Annotated in this window: 14 protein-coding genes; 12 read left to right on the forward strand and 2 right to left on the reverse strand. The window is 35.8% G+C overall.

Features of this window, described 5'->3' with window-relative positions; translation table 11 throughout:
* Positions 1-486: 486 nt before the first annotated feature.
* The 10 genes from iolA (at position 487) to fba (ending at position 12,109) form a co-directional block, all read left to right on the forward strand.
* Entirely contained in the window at positions 487-1,956 is a 1,470-nt protein-coding gene (gene iolA / locus CWS01_RS04530; RefSeq protein ID WP_407938534.1) for a methylmalonate-semialdehyde dehydrogenase, read from the forward strand.
* A gap of 113 nt (positions 1,957-2,069) precedes the next feature.
* On the forward strand, positions 2,070-2,885 hold the full coding sequence (gene iolB / locus CWS01_RS04535) for a 5-deoxy-glucuronate isomerase (RefSeq protein ID WP_101175861.1): 816 nt from the start codon (positions 2,070-2,072) through the stop codon (positions 2,883-2,885).
* Between the two features lie 26 nt (positions 2,886-2,911).
* Positions 2,912-3,907 (forward strand): 5-dehydro-2-deoxygluconokinase, encoded by a 996-nt coding sequence (gene iolC / locus CWS01_RS04540; protein WP_101175862.1) that lies wholly within the window; start codon positions 2,912-2,914, stop codon positions 3,905-3,907.
* Positions 3,908-3,920: 13 nt separating this feature from the next.
* Positions 3,921-5,831, forward strand: coding sequence for a 3D-(3,5/4)-trihydroxycyclohexane-1,2-dione acylhydrolase (decyclizing) (iolD, locus tag CWS01_RS04545; protein ID WP_101175863.1), 1,911 nt, complete (start codon positions 3,921-3,923; stop codon positions 5,829-5,831).
* 17 nt (positions 5,832-5,848) lie between these two features.
* Positions 5,849-6,739 (forward strand): myo-inosose-2 dehydratase, encoded by an 891-nt coding sequence (iolE, locus tag CWS01_RS04550; RefSeq protein ID WP_101175864.1) that lies wholly within the window; start codon positions 5,849-5,851, stop codon positions 6,737-6,739.
* 17 nt (positions 6,740-6,756) lie between these two features.
* Positions 6,757-8,208 (forward strand): sugar porter family MFS transporter, encoded by a 1,452-nt coding sequence (locus CWS01_RS04555; protein WP_101175865.1) that lies wholly within the window; start codon positions 6,757-6,759, stop codon positions 8,206-8,208.
* A gap of 84 nt (positions 8,209-8,292) precedes the next feature.
* Positions 8,293-9,330, forward strand: coding sequence for a Gfo/Idh/MocA family protein (locus CWS01_RS04560; RefSeq protein WP_101175866.1), 1,038 nt, complete (start codon positions 8,293-8,295; stop codon positions 9,328-9,330).
* 101 nt (positions 9,331-9,431) lie between these two features.
* The gene (locus CWS01_RS04565; protein WP_101175867.1) at positions 9,432-10,301 is read left to right on the forward strand and encodes a sugar phosphate isomerase/epimerase family protein; all 870 of its coding nucleotides are present in this window, start codon (positions 9,432-9,434) and stop codon (positions 10,299-10,301) included.
* Positions 10,302-10,326: 25 nt separating this feature from the next.
* Positions 10,327-11,175, forward strand: coding sequence for a sugar phosphate isomerase/epimerase family protein (locus tag CWS01_RS04570; protein ID WP_101175868.1), 849 nt, complete (start codon positions 10,327-10,329; stop codon positions 11,173-11,175).
* Positions 11,176-11,239: 64 nt separating this feature from the next.
* Positions 11,240-12,109 carry a class II fructose-1,6-bisphosphate aldolase gene (gene fba, locus CWS01_RS04575; RefSeq protein WP_101175869.1) on the forward strand — a complete coding sequence of 290 codons (870 nt, stop codon included), beginning with the start codon at positions 11,240-11,242 and terminating at the stop codon, positions 12,107-12,109.
* A gap of 182 nt (positions 12,110-12,291) precedes the next feature.
* On the opposite strand, the gene CWS01_RS04580 is transcribed toward fba, so the two are convergent.
* Together CWS01_RS04580 and CWS01_RS04585 are read right to left on the reverse strand one after the other, a co-directional pair.
* Entirely contained in the window at positions 12,292-12,681 is a 390-nt protein-coding gene (locus CWS01_RS04580; protein ID WP_101175870.1) for a tautomerase family protein, read from the reverse strand.
* Between the two features lie 84 nt (positions 12,682-12,765).
* Positions 12,766-14,097 (reverse strand): PTS transporter subunit IIC, encoded by a 1,332-nt coding sequence (locus CWS01_RS04585; protein WP_101175871.1) that lies wholly within the window; start codon positions 14,095-14,097, stop codon positions 12,766-12,768.
* A gap of 407 nt (positions 14,098-14,504) precedes the next feature.
* On the opposite strand from CWS01_RS04585, the gene CWS01_RS04590 reads away from it, so the two are divergent.
* Both CWS01_RS04590 and CWS01_RS04595 read left to right on the forward strand, forming a co-directional pair.
* A complete protein-coding gene (locus tag CWS01_RS04590; protein ID WP_101175872.1) occupies positions 14,505-14,981 on the forward strand; it encodes a PTS sugar transporter subunit IIA in 477 nt (158 codons plus the stop codon).
* A 117-nt stretch (positions 14,982-15,098) separates the two neighbouring features.
* Positions 15,099-15,905 carry a histidinol-phosphatase gene (locus CWS01_RS04595; protein WP_101175918.1) on the forward strand — a complete coding sequence of 269 codons (807 nt, stop codon included), beginning with the start codon at positions 15,099-15,101 and terminating at the stop codon, positions 15,903-15,905.
* Positions 15,906-15,924: the final 19 nt, after the last annotated feature.

Consider the following 15,924-nt stretch of genomic DNA (forward strand, 5'->3'; position numbering starts at 1 on the left):
AAAGAGCAGCCGGCTTAAGGTGTTTCTGCAATAAGCAGAAGCATCTTTTTTTTACACCATCTTGAAATAAAATCAATAGTTATTCATTTGAAAAAATACTAAAATATTTTTCTGCTAATTTCTATAAATATTATATAAAAAGAGAAAGGAAATCGGTTCCATTTTCCTTATCAACTATTAAAATAGTAACTTTTATCCTATGAAAATAGGAGAAATATCTGTTTTTTTGCGGAATTAACAAGAATTATGAAAATTTTTGAAAAAACAATGGTAAAATCATTGACTGAAAGCGTTATACATATTATGATGTAATCATAAAATATCAAAACATACTCAAAAGATACCAAGAGAGTGAAAGGCAGGTGGCAACTTCAAAATCTATTTTGCAAACTAGAAGGAAAAATATAATCCCTATTAGCATACTTGCTTATCAAACAAAATGAACCGATAGATAAGAATAATGAAATAGATCGAGGAGGAATTATAATGACAGCAGCAACTGCAATGAAACTAAAAAACTATATTAATGGTGAATGGGTAGAAAGCAAAACAACGGTATATGAAGATGTTTATAATCCTGCAACAAAAGAAGTAATTGCTCAGGTACCTATCTCCACGAAAGAAGATATTGAATATGCAGCAGAAGTAGCAAAAGCAGCTTTTGAAAAATGGAAAAATGTTGCTGTTCCAAGAAGAGCAAGAATTCTATTTAACTACCAACAATTATTAACAAAACATAAAGAAGAGTTGGCTAATTTAATTACAATCGAAAACGGCAAAAACTTAACAGAAGCTTTAGGAGAAGTACAGCGTGGAATTGAAAATGTTGAGTTTGCTGCAGGTGCACCATCTTTAATGATGGGTGATTCTTTAGCTTCGATTGCAACAGATGTAGAAGCAACTAATTATCGTTATCCGATCGGAGTGGTTGGCGGTATTGCACCATTTAACTTCCCAATGATGGTTCCTTGCTGGATGTTCCCAATGGCAATTGCTTTAGGAAATACATTTGTATTAAAACCATCTGAAAGAACACCGCTTCTAACAAAAAGAATTGCCGAACTGTTCACAGAAGCTGGGCTTCCAAAAGGAGTATTTAATGTAGTGTACGGAGCCCATGATGTAGTAAATGGAGTTTTAGAGCATCCAGAAATTAAAGCGATTTCTTTTGTTGGTTCAAAACCAGTCGGTGAATATGTGTATAAAAAAGGCAGCGAAAATTTAAAACGTGTGCAAGCGCTAACAGGAGCGAAAAACCATACAATCGTTTTAAATGACGCTAACTTAGAAGACACGATTACAAATGTAGTATCAGCAGCATTTGGTTCTGCAGGTGAACGCTGTATGGCTTGTGCAGTTGTAACAGTTGAGGAAGGAATTGCTGATGAGTTTATGGCAGCATTGAAATTAAAAACAAAAGATATTAAAGTCGGCAATGGCTTAGAAGATGGTGTTTTCTTAGGACCGGTTATCCGTGAAGAAAACAAACAACGTACATTAGGCTATATCGAAAAAGGCATCGAAGAAGGCGCAAGATTGGTTTGCGACGGACGCGACAATTCACCAGAAGAAGGATTTTTTGTAGGACCAACTATTTTTGATAATGTAACAACAGATATGACTCTTTGGAAAGATGAAATTTTTGCACCAGTTTTATCTGTAATTCGTGTGAAAAACTTAAAAGAAGCAGTAGAAATTGCAAATCAATCAGAATTTGCAAACGGGGCATGTCTATTTACAAATAATGCATCTGCTATTCGTTACTTCCGTGAAAATATTGATGCAGGAATGCTTGGAATCAATTTAGGTGTACCTGCGCCAATGGCATTTTTCCCATTCTCTGGCTGGAAATCCTCTTTCTACGGCACATTGCATGCAAATGGTAAAGATGCAGTTGATTTCTATACACGCAAAAAAGTGGTAACAGCTCGTTACAGCAAACCAACATTTGAATAATAGATTACTAGATATAAATATAATTCTTTAAAAATTGCAGGATGTGAACAGCGTGCCAAAACTAGCGCTCTGTTCGCAACTTCTGAGTCTGCCTAAAAAGCGAGGGAACCAAATTGAGTGAATTACTACGAAAATATAAAAATAAAGAAGAAACAAATGGAGTAAAAGTTATTCATGATGTGACAAGTGAAAACTCTCCACTTGAATATGTTGGATTCAAATTAATGGAATTAGCGCCAGGTGCAAAATACACTCAAAGTTTAGAAAAAGAAGAATGCTGTATTGTTGCAGTTTCCGGTCAAATCACTGTAACAGATGGTAATACTATCTTTGAAAACATTGGGACTCGTGAAAGTGTTTTTGAGAAAAAGCCGACAGATAGTGTTTACATATCCAATGATAAAAGCTTTGAAATAAAAGCAACTAGTGATGCTCGGGTTGCATTATGCTATTCGCCCTCAACCAAACAACTTCCAACGCGCTTAATTAAAGCGGAAGAAAATAGTGTGGAGAAGCGAGGCATCTTAAATAATCAGCGCTTAGTTCATAATATTTTGCCAGACTCCGATTCATCAGCTAATAGTCTATTAGTAGTAGAAGTAATTACAGAAAGTGCAAACTGGTCTAGTTATCCCCCTCATAAGCATGATCAAGATAATTTGCCGGCGGAATCTTTTTTAGAAGAAACATACTATCATGAATTAAATCCAAGACAAGGATTTGTATTCCAACGAGTATATACAGATGACCGCACATTGGATGAAACAATGGCAGTTGAAAATGGAGATGTTGTCATTGTACCAAAAGGCTATCATCCAGTAGGGGTTCCAGATGGTTATACCTCTTATTATTTAAATGTAATGGCAGGTCCAACGCGCATTTGGAAATTCCATAATGACAAAGACCATGAATGGATTTTGAATCGCTGACAAAATATGGAGGAGTGTTTATTAACATGAAATATGAATTCAATAACGATAGAGAATTTGACGTAATTGCAATTGGCAGAGCTTGTATTGATTTAAATGCAGTAGAGTATAACCGCCCAATGGAAGAAACAATGACTTTTTCTAAATATGTTGGCGGTTCGCCTGCTAATATTGCAATCGGCAGCAGCAAACTTGGACTTAAAGCTGGTTTTATTGGTAAACTTGCTGACGACCAACATGGCCGTTTTATTAAGAGCTATATGCAAGGTGTTGGAATTGATGTTTCTAACATGGTCGTCGATACAGAAGGACACAAAACTGGTTTAGCATTTACGGAAATATTAAGTCCTGATGAATGCAGCATTTTAATGTACCGTGAAGATGTGGCAGATTTATATTTAGCGCCAAATGAAGTAAATGAAGACTACATTAAGCAAGCAAAAGTACTATTAATTTCAGGTACTGCTCTTGCAAAAAGCCCATCAAGGGAAGCAACAATTAAAGCAGTAAATCTAGCGAAAAAAAATAATGTAAAAGTAGTTTTTGAATTAGACTATCGCCCATACACTTGGAAATCGAAAGAAGAAACAGCTGTTTATTATGCTCTTGTTGCAGAACAGTCGGATGTTGTGATTGGGACTCGTGATGAGTATGATGTAATGGAAAATATCGTTGACGGCAAAAACGAAGATACAATCAACTACTTATTCAGCCACCAAGCAGATTTACTTGTGATTAAACATGGTGTAGAGGGTTCTTATGCTTATGCAAAATCAGGAGAAGTATTTAAAGCACAAGCCTATAAAACACAAGTGCTAAAAACATTTGGTGCTGGAGATTCTTATGCATCCGCTTTTCTTTATGCTCTTATTTCAGGAAAAGAAATCGAAACAGCACTTAAATATGGAAGTGCATCAGCTTCTATTGTTGTAAGCAAACATAGCTCATCAGAAGCAATGCCAAATGTAGAGGAAATAGAAGCATTAATTGCGAAAAATGAAAAAATCGAAGCAAGAAGTTAAGGAGGGAGCATAAGTGGAAACAATTCGTTTAACAACTGCACAAGCATTGCTTAAATTTCTAAACCAACAATATCTGCATGTAGATGGCAAAGAATTTCCTTTTGTAGAAGGGATATTCAATGTGTTTGGACATGGGAATGTGTTGGGGATTGGTCAAGCGTTAGAGCAGGATCCAGGTCATTTAAAAGTAATCCAAGGGAAAAATGAGCAAGGCATGGCACATGCAGCAATCGCTTACAGCAAGCAAATGCTGCGCCAAAAAATATATGCGGTTACAACTTCATCAGGTCCTGGATCTGCAAACGTAGTAACAGCAGCGGCAACGGCTTTAGCAAATAATATTCCGGTATTATTGCTTCCAGCAGACACATTTGCAACACGTCAGCCTGATCCCGTATTGCAGCAGCTGGAGCATGAACATAGCTTGGCCGTTACAACAAATGATGCCTTTATGGCTGTTTCTAGATACTGGGACCGTGTAACAAGACCAGAGCAATTAATGTCCAGTCTGCTTCGTGCATTTGAAGTAATGACAGATCCAGCAAAGGCAGGTCCAGCAACCATCTGCATTTCTCAAGATGTAGAAGGGGAAGCATTTGATTATGATGTGAAGTTTTTCGAAAAAAGAGTGCATTACATAGATAGAAAAACTCCATTTGAAAGAGAGTTGCAAGGTGCGGCCAGCTTAATCAAAGCAAGCAAAAAACCAGTCATTCTAGTCGGCGGCGGTGCTAAGTATTCTGAAGCTCGGGAGATTTTGATGAAAATCTCTGAAACTTGCAATATTCCACTTGTTGAAACACAAGCAGGCAAATCAACAGTTGAGAGTACATTTGCTAATAATCTTGGCGGAATGGGAATCACTGGAACACTTGCGGCGAATAAAGCAGCTCGCGATGCTGATTTAATTATTGGATTAGGAACACGCTATACAGACTTTGCAACAGCATCGAAAACAGCTTTTGATTTCGATAAAGCAAAATTCTTAAATATTAATGTGAGCCGCATGCAAGCATATAAAATGGATGCATTCCAAGTAGTGGCAGATGCAAAAGCAGGATTAGAAAAACTATATCCATTATTAGAAGGATACAAAAGTGAATTTGGCAATCAGATTCAAGAGTTTAAACAAGAATGGAATGCAGAAAGAGAACGCTTAAGCAAAGTCAGCTTTACTAGAGAAAATTTTAATCCAGAAATTAAAAATCATTTCTCGCAAGAAATTTTAAATGAATATGCAGATGCACTACAAACAGAATTTGTCCAAACAACAGCCTTGCTTGCAGTAAATGAAACAGTCGCTCCAGACAGTACGGTTGTATGTTCTGCAGGATCTCTTCCAGGTGATTTGCAGCGCCTGTGGAATACAAGTGTTCCAAATACGTATCATCTGGAGTATGGATACTCCTGCATGGGCTATGAAGTTTCTGGGGCTTTAGGTGTGAAATTAGCAGAGCCAGATAAAGAAGTATATTCAATTGTTGGAGATGGAAGCTTTTTAATGCTTCATTCAGAATTAATTACATCCCTTCAATATAAACAAAAAATAAACGTGGTGCTTTTTGATAATTCTGGATATGGCTGCATCAATAACTTGCAAATGGATCATGGCAGCGGCAGTTTTAACTGTGAATTCCGCAACGCCGATCAGCAAATTATGAACATTGATTATGCAAAAGTGGCAGAAGGATATGGAGCAAAAGTATACAGAGCCAACAATGCAGAAGATTTAAAAGCAGCGTTAGAAGATGCGAAAAAACAAGATATTTCTACATTGATTGAAATAAAGGTGCTGCCAAAAACAATGACAGATGGTTATGAGAGCTGGTGGAATGTAGGAGTGGCAGAAGTTTCAGAAAGTGAAAGTGTACAAAAAGCATACGAGTTCAGACAACAAAAATTACAGCAAGCAAAGCAATATTAAGAGAGGGCGGAATCAATATGGGAGAGATTCTTTGGGGAATAGCACCAATTGGCTGGAGAAATGATGACATTCCAGAAATTGGAGCGGAAAATACATTGTCGCACTTATTAAGTGATATTGTTGTAGCTGGTTTTCAAGGGACAGAAGTTGGCGGCTTCTTCCCTGAGGCAAAAGTGTTGAATAAAGAACTTCAACTTCGCAATTTAAGGATAGCAGGACAATGGTTCTCAAGTTTTCTGATTCGAGATGGGTTAGAACAAACGTCTAGCTTATTTCATAAACATTGTGCCTATCTAAAAGAAGTAAATGCATCCGTTGCCGTTGTATCAGAGCAGACATATAGCATTCAAGGAACACAGAAAAATGTGTTTGCGGAGAAACCATATTTTACGGATGAAGAATGGGAAAAGTTAACTAACGGTTTAAATGGGCTTGGAAAAATTGCAGAAGAATATGACTTGAAACTAGTCTATCATCATCATATGGGCACAGGCGTACAAACATTGGCAGAAATTGATCGTTTAATGGATGCTACTGACCCAAATCATGTTCATCTATTATTTGATACTGGACACATATATGTATCAGATGGCGATTATATGACACTTTTAGCAAAACATATGAATCGAATTAAACATGTCCATTTTAAAGATGTAAGGGAAAATATTCAAGGAGAATGCAAAATAGAGGGGCTATCTTTTCTGCAATCCTTCTTACGAGGAATGTTTACTGTTCCAGGTGATGGATGCATCGATTTCACTGAAGTTTATGAATACTTGCTAAGAGCAGACTACAGTGGCTGGATAGTTATTGAAGCAGAACAAGATCCTGCGATAGCACACCCGTTGGAACACGCTTTAATTGCTCGGAAGTATATTAATGAAAAATTATTGATGCTTCAAGTATAGAGGGGAGAATAAACGGGATGGCAAATGGGAATGTAATTCGAAGTCAGCCAGTAGGAAATAAAGGTTCAGATAAAAAGTTTTTAAAGAAAATTACCATTATATCTACCTTTGGCGGATTATTGTTTGGTTATGATACAGGCGTTATCAATGGTGCACTGCCATTTATGTCAGAAAAAGATCAGCTGAATCTAACACCTTTTACAGAAGGGCTTGTAGCAAGCTCCCTCCTTTTAGGAGCAGCGCTTGGAGCTGTATTTGGAGGTAGATTATCCGATAGCAAAGGCCGCAGAAAAAACATTTTATATTTAGCCGTTTTATTCTTTATTGCAACATTAGGATGTACTTTTGCACCAAATACAACTGTCATGATTGCCTTTCGTTTCTTGCTTGGCCTTGCTGTAGGGGGAGCATCTGTAACAGTACCAACTTTCTTGGCAGAAATGTCTCCTGCTGAACAAAGGGGCCGAATGGTAACGCAGAATGAATTGATGATTGTGACAGGACAATTGCTTGCATTCACATTCAATGCTATTTTAGGAAGTACTTTAGGTGACACTGCACATGTTTGGAGATATATGCTTGTTATTGCATCGCTGCCTGCAGTATTGTTATGGTTCGGCATGTTAATTGTACCTGAGAGTCCCCGCTGGCTCGCATCCAAAGGGAAAATAGGAGATGCATCAAGAGTTCTCAGACAAGTTAGGGAAGAACAAAGAGCAAAAGAAGAATTAAAAGAAATTGAAAAATCTCTTTCGAACGAATCAAAAACAGAAAAAGCAACATTAAAAGATTTAAATGTACCATGGGTTCGCCGCATTTTGTTTATTGGTTTAGGAATTGCAGTTGTACAGCAAATCACTGGTGTAAATTCTATCATGTACTATGGAACAGAAATTTTGAAAAATGCCGGATTCGGTACGCAAGCTGCACTTATCGGTAATATTGCAAACGGTGTGATCGCTGTGTTGGCAACATTTGTAGGGATATGGCTGCTTGGAAAAGTTGGTCGCCGTCCAATGCTTTTAACAGGCTTAATTGGAACAACATCCGCGCTATTATTAATTGGTATTTTCTCATTGACTATGGAAGGAACACAAGCATTGCCATATATTGTTCTTTCATTAACCGTTACATTCTTAGCATTCCAACAAGGAGCAATTTCTCCGGTAACCTGGTTAATGCTTTCAGAAATTTTTCCTCAAAAGTTAAGAGGATTAGGAATGGGTGTTACAGTATTCTGCTTATGGATTGTTAATTTCTTTGTTGGGTTGCTATTCCCAGTTTTAATGGCTGGAATAGGATTATCTGCAACATTCTTCATATTTGTTGTTTTAGGACTAGGAGCTATTGCATTTGTCAAAAAATCCTTGCCAGAAACAAAGGATCGTTCTTTAGAAGAGCTAGAAAGCTATTTCCGCAATTATAATAAAGATATTAATACGGATGAATCTATTAAAGCAGCAAAATAAAAAAATTGTACACTAATAAATGTAAGCGTATACCGAAAGCGTTAAAAATTACTAAATTATTAAAAAATATAGGAGGAATATATCATGACTTTAAAAATTGGTGTAATTGGAACTGGAGCAATCGGTAGAGAACATATTAAAAGAATTACAAATACATTATCAGGTGGAGAAATTGTTGCTGTTACAGATGTGAACCAAGAATCTGCGAACCAATCAGTGGAACAATATGGTTTAAATGCAGTTGTATTTCCGGATGATGCAACTTTAATTGCAGAAGGAAATGTGGATGCAGTATTTATTACAAGCTGGGGTCCTGCACATGAAGGTAGCGTATTAAAAGCCATTGAAGCAGGAAAGTATGTATTCTGCGAGAAACCATTAGCAACAACAGCTGAAGGCTGTATGAGAATCGTGGAAGCAGAAATGAAGCATGGAAAAAAATTGGTTCAAGTTGGATTTATGCGCCGATATGACAGCGGGTATGTTCAATTAAAAGAAGCAATTGATAATAACTTTATTGGGGAACCACTGATGTTGCATTGCGCGCATAGAAATCCAACTGTAGGTGAGTCTTATTCAACAGATATGGCTATTTCTGATACTTTAATTCATGAAATTGATGTACTGCATTGGTTAGTGAATGATGATTATAAATCTGTACAAGTATTATTCCCTAAGAAAAACAAATATGCACACCAAGGATTAAGAGATCCGCAAATGGTCATTTTAGAAACAAAAACAGGCATTATTATTAATGTGGAAATTTCCGTAAACTGTCAATATGGATATGATATTCAATGTGAAGTTGTTGGAGAAGAAGGAATTGTCAAACTTCCAGAGGTGGCAAGTATTACTTATCGCAAAAATGCAGCATTAGGAGCTAACATTCTAATGGATTGGAAAGATCGTTTTATCGATGCTTATGATGTGGAGCTGCAGCATTTTATGGATTCTATTAGAGACAATGGCGAACCTAATGGGCCAACTGCATGGGATGGCTATATTGCTCAAGTAACGGCAGATGCTTGCATTAAAGCACAAGAATCTGGCCGAAAAGAAGACGTCGTGTTAAAAGAACAACCAGATTTTTATAAAAATAACTTAAAAACAGCACAAGTTTAAAAATCTAGTAATTTAGTGACAAGATTTAACACCTAGAGAGTATGTTTCTCTAGGTGTTAAAGAACAAACAAAAATTTTTTACATAGAAATGAGGAATAAAAATGCGTTTAGCTTATGATCCATCTCATTACCGTGATAATACTGGTTTAAAAGAAACAATTGATAATGTTGCAAGACTTGGCTATGAATATGTAGAACTTTCTCCACGCAAAGACTTTATCTGGTTTTATGAATATCCAAAAGTAGATAAACAATTAATTAAAGATTTAAAAAGATACTGTTCTGATGCAGGAGTAAAAATCTCTTCTGTGTTGCCTGTTCAGCAATGGTCTTCTCCAGATGAATTAGAACGCCAAGCGGCAGTGAGAAACTGGAAACGCTGCATTGAAATTACATCAGAACTAGGCGTGGACTTAATGAACAGCGAGTTTGCCGGCGACAAAAGCCGCCCAGTAGAAAGTGAAGCAGCATTTGTCCGCTCTATGGAAGAATTAATGCCATTATTTGAAAAAGAAGGAATCAACTTAAATCTTCAATCTCATCCAAATGATTTTATTGAGCTGAATATTGAAGCAGTTCGAATGATTCGTGCATTAGACAAAGATTGGATTAAATTGGTTTATTCAGTTGCTCATGCATTCTTCTATGATGATGGAATCGGCGATATTGCAAAACAATTGGATGAAGCAAAAGATCTATTAGCACATGTATTGATTGCAGATACACTTAACCATAAAGCAGCATTTGGATTGCGTTATATTATCAATCCGCCAAATGCGAATGTAACGATCCATCAGCACTTAAATCCTGGTGAAGGAGAAATTGATTTTGACACACTTTACCGCAAATTAAGAGAATTTAAATTTGATGGCATCATAACAAATTCTGTGTTTGCATATCCAGATAAGCCAGAATGGTCAAACGAATTAACATTAAAGTCTATTAGAGAAGGCTTGAAATTAAATATTTAAGAATCTATATAAGGAGAGAAGAACAATGAAAATCGGGATAAATCAAGGGACAACTTTAGGAAACTCTACATTAGCACTAGACTTGGAATTATGTGAAAAACATGGCTATGATTATATTGAAATTCGTTCTGTTGATAAATTGGTAGAATACTTGGAAACACATACAATGGATGATTTGGTGCAATTCTTTGAAACGCATCATATTAAGCCACTTTCTTTAAATGCACTTATCTACTTCAACAATCGCACCGAAGAAGAATATGCAAAAGTTCTTGCTGAGTTTAAAGATATGCTGGAAATAGCAAAAACTTTAAAGGTGGATAAATTTGTTGTAGTGCCAACTGTCACAGAAAAGAAAATTAAAAAATCTGCCATTAAAGAAAGCTGTGTAGAAGTATTGACAGAACTATCTGATTTTGCAGAGCCATATGGTGTTAAACTCGCTTTAGAATTTATTGGCCATCCTCATGCAACGGTTAATACGCTGGCATTTGCCAATGAAATTGTAGAAACTGTTAATCGCGATAATGTAGGAATTGTGTTTGATACATTCCAGTTCTATGCAATGAATTCTACATTGGAAGATTTAAGAAATACAGATGGTTCAAAAATCTTCATTTTCCATATTAATGATGTGGATGACTATATGCCAGGAATTTTATTAGATGAAGATCGTGTATATCCAGGCCATGGTGTCATCGATTTAAACAGCATTCTGGCTATTTTAAAAGAAAAAGGTGTTCATGAGCACGTATCTGTAGAAATTTTTCGACCAGAATATTATCAGCTAGATGCAGAAGAAGTAATTAAAACAGCTAAAGAAACAACAATTCAAGTTGTATCCAAGTATTTTGAAGTAGAAAAGGTATATTAAAAGGTTAATAAGTTTAAATATTGAGTTTTTAATGGAAAGTTAAATATCCAAGGGGGTGTAAGCAATGACAATTGTTTCTATGCGTGAAATGCTTATAAAGGCAAAAGAAGGAAAATATGCTGTTGGACAATATAATATGAATAGTTTTCAATGGGTTCAAGCAATTCTTCAAGCCTCACAGGAAGAGCAGGCACCAGTCATTGTAGCTGCTTCTGATCGATTAGTAGATTATTTAGGCGGTTTCCAAACTATTGCAGCAGGGGTAAAAGAACTGGTGAATGAATTAAACATAACGGTTCCAGTTGCACTACATTTAGATCATGGCATGAGTGTGGAACGCTGCAAACAAGCAATTGACGCAGGGTTCAGTTCTGTGATGATTGATGGTTCTCATTTTTCCATTGAAGAAAATATTAAAATGACTAAAGAAGTAGTCGATTATGCAAAGCAATTTGGTGTTTCTGTAGAAGCGGAAGTAGGTACAGTCGGCGGAATGGAAGATGGTCTGATTGGCGGCATTTCATATGCGGATCCAATGGAATGTCTCCGTTTAGTAAATGAAACAGGCGTTGATGCTTTAGCAGCAGCACTTGGCTCTGTTCATGGACCATATCAAGGGGAACCAGTACTCGGATTTGATGAAATGAAGCAAATCTCTGAGTTGACAGGAATTCCACTTGTACTGCATGGGGGTTCTGGCATTCCAGAATATCAGTTGAAAAAAGCAATTGAATTAGGGCATGCTAAAATTAATGTAAACACAGAATGTTTGCAAGCATGGGCAAAAGCAGTTCGTGAAAAATTAGCAGACGATACAACTACTTACGACGCACGTGCTATTACAACACCAGGAAAAGAAGCTGTAAAAGAAACGGTGAAAAAGAAAATTGCAGAGTTTGGTACAGCACAAAAAGCATTGCAGATGAATAGATGATATTTGGTAAAAGGCTAATAGTGTTTGCAGCACTATTAGCTTTTTATGTGTATTGATCTAATGGAGAACGGCAAATAAAAGAGAGAGGGCAGCCGAAACAAGTGAATGCAGAATACATCATAGGCAGCGAAATTCTAAATAATAAAAAAACAGACTATTTACTGTCTGTTTTTTTATCATTTCTATAATTCACCAGTTAAAAATTGGGCTCTGCCAAAACCAAAGCTCCAGTCTTCATCATCATTGATTACAAATGATACCATAACATCTTTTGGATCTATGCTGCATTCTGCTTGTAATGCTTCTGTTAATTGACGGTAGAAACTTTGTTTTTGTTCCGTTGTTCGTGGTCTGCTTGTAACAGTCAGAACGATAACATCATTTGTGCGTTCAAAACCTAACCCTGTATCTTTCACAATCATTTCATAAGGTTTATGTTGGCTGACAAGCTGATAACGATCTCCTTCTGGCACTTGAAAACATTCCACCATAACATGATGGGCAACATCTAATAGTTTAGTAATTTCTGTTTCTGTTCTTCCTTCTAGCATATCAAAACGTATTAATGGCATAATAGTCATCTCCCATTTTTTATATAGTAGTTTATTGGCATTTATAAGGAATTCTTCCTTTGAAAGAACAGTCATAAGCAAATTTTAAGAAACTTTCCTTTTTTTCTCTTTGCTCCATTTTGTCTTTTGTTCGGGGAAGAAAAGCATGATAAAGCCAATAATATAAATACTTAGAAATAAGAAAAAATAGCTGGATAGATTAGCTTCAGTAAGGAAATATACAAGTGGACTGCTGCCATAATCCAAACTAGAAACTAAACTGCCTGATGGAATAGCAATGTTGGTCGATTTTGCTAAAGCAGTAAAAACCGCTGCAGCCTTACTGATAAGATAATTGCTGATAGCTAAAATAATGCTGCCAATAACAACTGTCCTAATGATAGAACCATTCGTAATCGAGATGATTAAAGGAACTAAATAAATAAGACCACTGAGACTTGCGATTGGCAGAAACTGATTGTTTTCAGTAAACAAGGATAAAAGGATAATAATTGGAATTAACAAGCCGCTTGAAATAAGCAGATTTTTATCATTAATAACAAGAGAGGGCGTCATTCCGATAAAAAGATTCTTATCCTTTTGCTGCAGAATTTTTTCTTCTAATTTGTTTGAGATGGGCCTGATTCCATCGACGAGAATAGAACTCACCTTGGGTATTAACAGCATCATGGAAGCAAATACAATAGATAATTTTGCTATTTCATACATGGTAAAGTTTGCAAGCAAGCCTAACGCTAACCCTAATAATAATCCAACAAAGATAGGATCAATGGAAAAAGAAAGGGAGATCCTTCTACGTTTATGTTTAAAAGGGCGGGTCATGATGGTAATCATCTGGTTAAGAAAAACTGCAATAGGTACAAACATAAGGGAATAAGCATTTGGAAACGAAATATTAGGCAGCTGGTAGTATTTTTTTACAGAAGGTGCAGTTAGGTCAGCCATTATCATGGTTAACATAAAATCTAAAATGCCTGCAAGAATTCCTAATACAGCAGATTGTGTAACATAGGAGACAAATACACTTGTAAAAGCGAAATGCCAATAATTCCAAAGATCAATATTAATAGTTCGCGTTAATTTCGCATAAATCATGATGATATTTACTATTAAGCAAATTGGAAGCATAAGCATTCCTGTAAGACTATGGAAAGCAATATTTGCTGCTGCTGGCCAACCTAAATCAATAATATTCAAATCCAATTGGAATCTATCTGCTATTCCTGAAACAACTGTATTAATATTTTCAGACAGCATATTTGTTATAACGGTTACCCCTATGAATCCAATGCCAATCATTAACCCTGAACGAGAAGAGTCATATAATGTTAAGCGGAAAAACAGACCCATAACAGTCAGGATTATCGGCATAATGACGCTTGGGCCGAGATTGAGAATGGCTGTTAAAACTTCCATGGTTTCCTCCCATCATAAACGATCTTGTCCTGGTACTCTATTAAGTTAAGAGAAAAATATGTATTTATTACTAGAATATTGTAACACATAATCAATAATTATTCAAAATATAATCATAAACTAATCATTTTTTTGTTAATTGTTTTTTTTTTTTTTTTTTTTTTGGATAAAATAACCAATTGAAACTTTGTTGCTTAAAAAGTGCGTGAGAGTAGCTTAAGCAATTCATCCATAAATTCTGATTTTTTTTCGACATGCATTTGCTGAAATTTGTCTATATAAGATAGAAATTGATAGCGCATTTATTGCCAGAATGAACATGCTATTATAAAATGAACATATTATTTATATTATTATCAATTTTAATGATATAAACAAAAAGCACGTATTATGGGGAGGTAATAACCATGTTTAAAAATCTTTTTAAAAAAAATAAACCAGAAAAAACGGCAGCAAGCAGCACGATTATACAGCCCTTAGAAGGAAAAGTTCTATCGATTGAAGAAGTTCCAGATCCAGTATTTTCTCAAAAGATGATGGGAGATGGGTTTGCGATTGATCCATCCAATGGAGTATTGATTTCACCAATTGATGGTCAAGTAATGAATGTATTCCCGACAAAACATGCGATTAGTTTAGCAGACAATAATGGCAGAGAAATATTGATTCATGTTGGACTCGATACGGTTACATTAAAGGGAGAAGGATTTACACCTTTTGTAAAAGATGGAGATAAAATAAAACAAGGACAAAAATTAATGGAAATTGATTTTGCTGCCATCAAATCGAAAGTTCCTTCCATTATTACGCCAGTTGTATTTACTAATTTAAGTGAAAATGAAAAAGTAGTTATTGACGGAGATCAAGTGAGAGTTATATCTTAAGTATTCTTAAAATATTAATGATATGATAAGTGTTGAAAGAACCATTCATTTGGTTTTTGCAGCACTTTTTTTGTTCATAAGATAGAAATTGTAGAAAGGAATGATTTTATGTCAACTATCTTCTTTGATTTACATACACATAATGAACGATGTGGCCATGCTATTGGTACAATAGAGGATTATATTCAATCTGCCATTAAAAAGGGATTAGATTATATAGGGATTTCAGATCATTCGCCACTTTTTTTTCATGAACAGGATTATCCTAATCCGAGGTATTGCATGGCAAAAAGCGACTTTGCCAACTATGTGGGAGAAGTGCTGAAACTAAAAGAAAAATATAAACATAAAATTTACGTGTTGCTCGGCGTTGAAAGTGATTATTTCCCAAGACATATTGAGCTGTATAAAAATCAATTTAAACAATATCCATTTGATTATATTATCGGTTCTGTTCATTCTGTAAATAGAAAAAGCATCTTTGATAAAAGCCGTTGGGATTTATTAAATAAAGAGCAGCAAATTCAAGAAAAAGAAGCATATTATTCTCTAATCCAAGCATCAGCAAAAACAGGAGTATTTCAAATATTAGGTCACATTGATGCAATGAAAGGCTATTATCCAGCATTTTCTTCCATTCAAACACCCATTATTGATGAAACCTTACAGCTTATTGGAGAGCTAGGCATAGCGATAGAAGTAAATACATCAGGAAAAACAAAGGATGTTGGCGGCTGGTATCCGTCTAATGAAATTTTAGAAAGAGCATTATTTTACGGGGTGGATGTCACTTTCGGCTCCGATGCCCATATAGCAGAACGAATTGGTGATGATTATTTGCTGGTACAGCAGACATTACAGGAAATTGGGTTTAAAGAAATGGTGTTTTATGTGGAGAAGAAGAGACAGAGTGTGTTGCTATAAAGGAAGTTCAGCCCTCATT

This window comes from Niallia nealsonii (assembly GCF_002835805.1).
In the GTDB taxonomy this organism is placed as follows: Bacteria; Bacillota; Bacilli; order Bacillales; family Cytobacillaceae; genus Niallia; species Niallia nealsonii.

What these genes read in the sequence shown, in the direction of transcription:
- iolA (WP_407938534.1), top strand. Translation starts at nt 487, where the DNA reads ATGACAGCAGCAACTGCAATGAAACTAAAAAACTATATTAATGGTGAA.
- iolC (WP_101175862.1), top strand. Translation starts at nt 2,912, where the DNA reads ATGAAATATGAATTCAATAACGATAGAGAATTTGACGTAATTGCAATT.
- iolE (WP_101175864.1), top strand. Translation starts at nt 5,849, where the DNA reads ATGGGAGAGATTCTTTGGGGAATAGCACCAATTGGCTGGAGAAATGAT.
- CWS01_RS04555 (WP_101175865.1), top strand. Translation starts at nt 6,757, where the DNA reads ATGGCAAATGGGAATGTAATTCGAAGTCAGCCAGTAGGAAATAAAGGT.
- CWS01_RS04560 (WP_101175866.1), top strand. Translation starts at nt 8,293, where the DNA reads ATGACTTTAAAAATTGGTGTAATTGGAACTGGAGCAATCGGTAGAGAA.
- CWS01_RS04565 (WP_101175867.1), top strand. Translation starts at nt 9,432, where the DNA reads ATGCGTTTAGCTTATGATCCATCTCATTACCGTGATAATACTGGTTTA.
- CWS01_RS04570 (WP_101175868.1), top strand. Translation starts at nt 10,327, where the DNA reads ATGAAAATCGGGATAAATCAAGGGACAACTTTAGGAAACTCTACATTA.
- fba (WP_101175869.1), top strand. Translation starts at nt 11,240, where the DNA reads ATGACAATTGTTTCTATGCGTGAAATGCTTATAAAGGCAAAAGAAGGA.
- CWS01_RS04580 (WP_101175870.1), bottom strand. Translation starts at nt 12,681, where the DNA reads ATGCCATTAATACGTTTTGATATGCTAGAAGGAAGAACAGAAACAGAA.
- CWS01_RS04585 (WP_101175871.1), bottom strand. Translation starts at nt 14,097, where the DNA reads ATGGAAGTTTTAACAGCCATTCTCAATCTCGGCCCAAGCGTCATTATG.
- CWS01_RS04590 (WP_101175872.1), top strand. Translation starts at nt 14,505, where the DNA reads ATGTTTAAAAATCTTTTTAAAAAAAATAAACCAGAAAAAACGGCAGCA.